Genomic DNA, 5,315 nt, shown 5'->3' on the forward strand with positions numbered 1-5,315 from the left:
TTCTTCAAATATGCGCCTTCGCGTCCGCCACACCCCCTCCCCGCCCCGTCAACCTGAAGGAGAGCGGTCATGAGCAAATCCGGGCGGGAAACCCGCCTGACGGACCGGCAACGCCGCTTCGTCGAGGAATATCTGGTCGACCTGCGTCCGGCGGCAGCGGCGGTACGGGCCGGCTACGGCGCAAAATGCGCCAAAGTGACCGGAAACCGAATCAAAAACCTGCCCCACGTCCGCGCCGCCATCGAGGAAGCCATGAAAGAGCGCGGCAAACGCCTCGGCATCACCCAGGACCGGGTGGTGCTGGAACTGGCCCGCATCGCCTTTGCCGACATCAGGGAATTCGTGGACTGGGACGCCGGCGGCGTGACGCTGAAGGCCTCCCGGGAGCTGACGCCGCAGCAGACCGCCTGCGTGTCCGAAATCGTGGAGAGCGCCGGCAAGTCGGGCAAGGGGCTGCGCATCAAGCTCCACGGCAAAACCCAGGCCCTGGCCGCCCTGGCCCGGCACCTGGGCGGGCGCGAAGCCGCCGAAGAAGCCTCGGGCGCGCGTCCCGTCACCGTGGTCACCTGCGTGCCGCCGCCCGATCCTCTGCCCGACGCCTCCGAGGAGGCTTGACGCCTCCTGCCTCCAAAACGCGCTGGAAGGACCGTCGAGGCAGCGCCGCATCCGACACCAAGCCATACGGTTGGGCAGGAGAACGCGCGGAAAGGGGCTCTCTCCCTTTTCAAAGATTTTCCCCTCGTTCCCCCTCCTTGCAAACCGCATGCGCTTTGGCCGCCGCGCCCTGCACGCGCGAGCGGCAGTAGGCCCGCAACGCCTCGAAATCCGTCGCGTCCAGGGTTGCCCCGTTGTCGCTTGCGGCATGGAGCAGCCGGGCGGCCATCAGGCAGTCGGCCACCGGATCGGGAACGGGCTGCGCGGCGGTCTCCGCCGCCCTAAGCACCCGGGCATAAGCGCCAAGCCCCGATCCGCGCCGGCCGGCCGATGCCGCCGCCCCGACGCAGACGGCGATCGCCAGCACCAGAGCCAATACCAGCAGCCGCTTGGGCCAAACCTTTGCCATGACCGATACCTCCAGGTCCGGGACCTGTTGTCCGCCCAGGCTCCTGCCCAAAGCATGCCAGAAAAAAACCTCTGTGATTGCGGCCTGTTCGCTCTATATCCAAACCCCGGGAGCGCTGTATTGCAACATTTTGACGATATATCGACAAATCCCGCGCACCATGGCGATCGCGTCGTCATCGATTACCGGCCCCAGCCGCGTCAGGCCGCCCTGCACGCCTGCCCGGCCAATGAAATTCTTTTCGGCGGCGCGGCTGGTCCAGGCAAAAGCCATGCCCTGCGCTTCGAGGCGCTGCTGGCCTGCCTGCGGGTATCGGGCCTTCGCGCCTACCTTTTCCGGCGCACGCAACCCGAACTGGAGCACAACCACATCCTGCCGGCGCTGTCCCAGTTTCCCAAGGGCATCGGAACGTTCCGGGCCGCCAAGCATCGCTTTGAATTCATGAACGGTTCGATCCTGTTTTTTTGCAGCTGCCACCGCGAAGCCGACGTGTTCGCCTACCAGGGGGCGGAGATCCATCTGCTGCTCATCGACGAACTGACCCATTTCACCGAATTCATGTACGACTACCTGCGCGGCCGGTTACGCTGCACCCTCGATGTGCCGCCCGGCCTGCGCCACAAGATTCCGGGCATCGTGTGCGCGTCCAATCCCGGCGGCCTGGGCCACGCCTTCGTCAAGGCCCGGTTCGTGGACTTTGCCCCGCCCATGGTGCCACGGCGCGCCCCGGACGATGAGGGGGGCATGCTGCGCTGCCACATTCCCGGGCGGCTTGCCGACAACCCCATCCTCCTCGCCCGTGACCCAGGCTATGCCAAGCGCCTTGACGCCCTGCCCGAACCGTATCGCACGGCCTACCGCGACGGCGACTGGGACGTGTTCATGGGCCAGGCCTTTGCCTTTTCCCGCCGGCTGCATGTGGTCAAACCCAGGCCCGTGCCGGAGACGGCCCCGCTTTTCATGACCTTCGACTGGGGCTACGGCGCGCCTTTTTCCGTGGGCTGGTGGTGGGTGGACGGGGAGGGGAGGCTTTTCCGCTTCGCCGAATGGTACAGCACCAACGGCTCGCCCAACCAGGGCCTGCGCCTGACCGATTCGCGCATCGCCGACGGCATTTGCGAACGGGAAACACGCCACGGCATCGCCGGGCGCTCCATCACCCGGCTGGCCGGACCGGACTGTTTCGCCAAAAAGCCCGACTATCGCGGCGGCGGCCAGGGGCCGAGCACGGCCGAGGTCTTTGCCGCGGCGGGAATCTTCCTGGCCCCGGGCGATCCCTCGCGCACGGCCAAGATCCGCCAGTTCCACGAACGGCTGCGGCCCCGCGACCACGGGCCGCCCATGCTCCAGGTCTACGACGTGTGCGAGCACTTCATCCGCACCATCCCGCTTCTGGTCACGGACCGGCGCAATGTGGAGGACATCGACACCACCGGCGAGGATCACATCTATGACGAGGCCTGCCATGCCTGCATGGCCCGGCCCTTGGCCCCGGGGGGCGGAAAAACGGAAATGCGGCCGGCGGCCCGGATCATCGACGCCGTGACCGCCGTCCAGGACGGACAGGAGATGCCATGATGGAACAGGATTTCACTTTTGCCATGTTGGTCCAGGCGGGTCTCGCCCTGTTGTTTCTGCTTGTCGGCTGGCGGCTCGGCCGGGAGAGCGCCGGGCGGGCCATGTTCGACCAGCCGCTGCTGTCCCGGCCTTCCGAAACCATGCCCGAGGAACCCGATCCCTGGGCCGAGGCCGCCTTGGACAGGGAGGGCTCGCGCAACGCAGTGGATAGTTTCTCACCAAACGAGCCTGATAGCCCTGATACAAGAACGGGTGAAAGCCATCATCCATTTAATTTTATATGATTTTTTAATAGTGCTCGTATCGATTGGCCCTGTATTTAAAATATACAGAGGGCTGCCTTTTCCCAGCCCCGACTGTGCGCGTTTTATCCAGCCTGACGGTGTCCCCTGCTCGCCATTCTCTATAACATACTTGTTTTATTAAATATTATAGTATGGCACGGTCCATGCTCTCCTTCGTGCAAACGCCGCGACCTACGGCCGACAACACGCCGGCAAAGCGGAAAAAACTTTCGCGCACCAACGTTATACGGAGGATTACGACATGAACGGCAAGAAATTCGGCATCGTCCTGACCGCTCTGGCCACCCTGGCCCTTTCCGCTTCCCTGGCCATGGCCCGCCCCGGCGGCCCCGCCGGCGTCAGAGGCGGCGGTAACGGCCCCGCGGACTGTCCGGGTTACGGCGGCGGCTTCATGACCCAGCTGACTCCGGAAAAGCAGGCCGCCTTCCAGAAGCTTCATGACGACTACGCGGCCAAGACCGCCCAGTTGCGCGCCGACCTCGGCGTCAAGCGGGCCGAGCTTAACGCCCTGGCCGTGGCCCAGAATCCCGACCAGACCAAGATCGACGCCCTGACCAAGGAAATCGGCGACATGCAGGGCAAGCTTTTGTCCGCCCGCACGGCCTTCCGCATCCAGGTCACCAAGGAAATCGGCCCCATGGGCAACGGCCCGATGGGCTGGGGCGGACGCGGCGGCATGGGCGGCTTCCACCATCGCGGCAACGGCGGCTACGGCCCCTGCGGCGGCGGCTTCTAAAACGAGCGTATGACCAGGGGGTCGGTATCCAACCGGCCCCCTGACGCGACAACAGCGTATGCAGGCGACACTATGTGGGGCTGTTTCAATTCATACCCGTTTTCATTCTCCGGAAGCGGTTTTCCCTTTTTCGGGCTGATCGTCCTGGCGGTGATCGTGATCGCGGGAATCTGGGTCATCCGGGCCCTGCTTCCCGATCCGCATCCCCGGCGAAACGCCCGGGCCGACCGCGATGACGCCCTGCGGATCCTTCGCGTCCGCCTGGCCGAGGGCAGCATCTCCGAGGAAGAATTCGAACGCCTCAAGCACGCCGTCGAATCGTGAGCCCAAATGCGTCATCAACGCTTCCGGCAGCGCCTGAAGCGTTGTTTCCATAAAGCGCAGACATCCCTCCTTCCGTCTCCGCGTAACCCGAAGCGGCTTCCCGCCGCTTCGGGCTTTTTCATGCGGTGACATTTGGTCCCGACATTGCTAGACACCGGCCCACGTGGCGAAACGTCGCAAGGAGAACCTCATGAGCGAAGAGAAAAAGCAATCACCGGCCACTGTCAGCCGTACCGCCGCTATCCTCGGCGGCTGCCTGGCCCTTCTGGTGGGTTTTTACCTGGGCTTTACCGCCCACGGTATGATGGGACGCCAATCGACCGCTCCCGGCGTGGCCCAGGCCCCGGCGCAGGCCCCGACCCAGCCCGCCATGGACACCGCCATGGCCGACCGCATCAAGGCCATCGAAAAACAGACCCAGCTCGAACCGGCCAACACCGCCGCCTGGACCCAGCTGGGCAACCTGTATTTCGACTCCCACCAGTCCGATAAGGCCATTGCCGCCTACGAGAAATCCCTGACCCTCGATCCGCGCCAGCCTGACGTGCTGACCGACCAGGGCGTCATGTACCGGGATAGCAGCCAGTTCGACAAAGCCCTGGTCTGTTTCGACAAGGCCATCGCATTGAACCCGGCCCACGTGATCGCGTATTACAATAAGAGCGTGGTTCTGGAACACGACAAACATGACAAGGCCGGAGCGATCAATGCGCTGCAGATCCTAGCCGCCAAGAATCCCACTGCCACCCTGCCAAGCGGCCAGACCGTGACGCAGGCCTTGCAGGAACTCTCCGGCAAATAACCCTCCGCAGACACGTTGCGAGGTGTCCAGTTCTGCGCGCGACACGCCCCCTGGCCCTTTTGCTCTTCTTGAGCGCCATGCAGCTGGCCGGCCCCTGGCATGCCGCTGCCGCCGGGGAGGCGTCCCTGACGCGCCAAATCGCGGCGCTCGAGCAAAGCGCGCACGGATGGCTCGACGTCGCCTTTCTCAATGCCTCGGGCGCCTTCACCTCCCGCGGCCAGGAACGCTTTCCCTTTTGCAGTATCTTCAAGTTCCTGGTCGCGAAGCATTTTTGGGGGGAGTGAGGAATGTGCGAGAGGGGGACCCTTTTTGGAAAAAGGGTCCCCCTCTCGCGCTCTCCTCTCCCAAAAACTTCTAACGGTGACAGACTGTTATCGTTAAAAGTCTTTCCTATGTGGCCCGAAGTCAAGCCGGCTGACGCAGTCTAACCGCCCGTTTCCTATTCGCGCCCGAAGCGCCAAGTACCGATTCGGTAGTTTTCGGATTCCCGCCATTTGAAAAACGCCG

Annotated in this window: 8 protein-coding genes; 7 read left to right on the top strand and 1 reads right to left on the bottom strand. The window is 64.0% G+C overall.

All coding sequences use genetic code 11. The features are described from left to right. Positions 1-69 precede the first annotated feature (69 nt). Entirely contained in the window at positions 70-615 is a 546-nt protein-coding gene (locus ACMZ6R_RS19950; RefSeq protein WP_416114702.1) for a terminase small subunit, read from the top strand. Between the two features lie 109 nt (positions 616-724). On the opposite strand, the gene ACMZ6R_RS19955 is transcribed toward ACMZ6R_RS19950, so the two are convergent. Next, the gene (locus tag ACMZ6R_RS19955; protein WP_416114703.1) at positions 725-1,063 is read right to left on the bottom strand and encodes a hypothetical protein; all 339 of its coding nucleotides are present in this window, start codon (positions 1,061-1,063) and stop codon (positions 725-727) included. Positions 1,064-1,183: 120 nt separating this feature from the next. Here ACMZ6R_RS19955 and ACMZ6R_RS19960 point away from each other — a divergent pair, with 120 nt between their 5' ends. The 6 genes from ACMZ6R_RS19960 to ACMZ6R_RS19985 all read left to right on the top strand — a co-directional run bounded on the left by ACMZ6R_RS19960 (position 1,184) and on the right by ACMZ6R_RS19985 (position 5,092). Beyond that, positions 1,184-2,641 carry a terminase large subunit domain-containing protein gene (locus ACMZ6R_RS19960; RefSeq protein WP_416114704.1) on the top strand — a complete coding sequence of 486 codons (1,458 nt, stop codon included), beginning with the start codon at positions 1,184-1,186 and terminating at the stop codon, positions 2,639-2,641. Further along, positions 2,638-2,925: a hypothetical protein gene (locus ACMZ6R_RS19965; RefSeq protein WP_416114705.1), complete on the top strand. Its 288-nt coding sequence runs from the start codon at positions 2,638-2,640 to the stop codon at positions 2,923-2,925. Before ACMZ6R_RS19960 ends, ACMZ6R_RS19965 begins: the two co-directional genes overlap by 4 nt. Positions 2,926-3,187: 262 nt before the next feature. Continuing rightward, a complete protein-coding gene (locus ACMZ6R_RS19970; protein WP_416114706.1) occupies positions 3,188-3,682 on the top strand; it encodes a periplasmic heavy metal sensor in 495 nt (164 codons plus the stop codon). 72 nt (positions 3,683-3,754) lie between these two features. Further along, entirely contained in the window at positions 3,755-4,006 is a 252-nt protein-coding gene (locus ACMZ6R_RS19975) for an SHOCT domain-containing protein (RefSeq protein WP_416114707.1), read from the top strand. Positions 4,007-4,196: 190 nt separating this feature from the next. Next, the gene (locus ACMZ6R_RS19980; RefSeq protein WP_416114708.1) at positions 4,197-4,808 is read left to right on the top strand and encodes a tetratricopeptide repeat protein; all 612 of its coding nucleotides are present in this window, start codon (positions 4,197-4,199) and stop codon (positions 4,806-4,808) included. 77 nt (positions 4,809-4,885) lie between these two features. Beyond that, positions 4,886-5,092, top strand: a complete 207-nt coding sequence (locus tag ACMZ6R_RS19985) for a hypothetical protein (protein WP_416114709.1) — start codon at positions 4,886-4,888, stop codon at positions 5,090-5,092. Positions 5,093-5,315 lie beyond the last annotated feature (223 nt).

Origin of the sequence: Solidesulfovibrio sp. C21, from assembly GCF_047785625.1 — a bacterium.
GTDB lineage: Bacteria > Desulfobacterota > Desulfovibrionia > Desulfovibrionales > Desulfovibrionaceae > Solidesulfovibrio.

What these genes read in the sequence shown, in the direction of transcription:
- ACMZ6R_RS19950 (WP_416114702.1), top strand. Translation starts at nt 70, where the DNA reads ATGAGCAAATCCGGGCGGGAAACCCGCCTGACGGACCGGCAACGCCGC.
- ACMZ6R_RS19955 (WP_416114703.1), bottom strand. Translation starts at nt 1,063, where the DNA reads ATGGCAAAGGTTTGGCCCAAGCGGCTGCTGGTATTGGCTCTGGTGCTG.
- ACMZ6R_RS19965 (WP_416114705.1), top strand. Translation starts at nt 2,638, where the DNA reads ATGATGGAACAGGATTTCACTTTTGCCATGTTGGTCCAGGCGGGTCTC.
- ACMZ6R_RS19970 (WP_416114706.1), top strand. Translation starts at nt 3,188, where the DNA reads ATGAACGGCAAGAAATTCGGCATCGTCCTGACCGCTCTGGCCACCCTG.
- ACMZ6R_RS19975 (WP_416114707.1), top strand. Translation starts at nt 3,755, where the DNA reads ATGTGGGGCTGTTTCAATTCATACCCGTTTTCATTCTCCGGAAGCGGT.
- ACMZ6R_RS19980 (WP_416114708.1), top strand. Translation starts at nt 4,197, where the DNA reads ATGAGCGAAGAGAAAAAGCAATCACCGGCCACTGTCAGCCGTACCGCC.
- ACMZ6R_RS19985 (WP_416114709.1), top strand. Translation starts at nt 4,886, where the DNA reads ATGCAGCTGGCCGGCCCCTGGCATGCCGCTGCCGCCGGGGAGGCGTCC.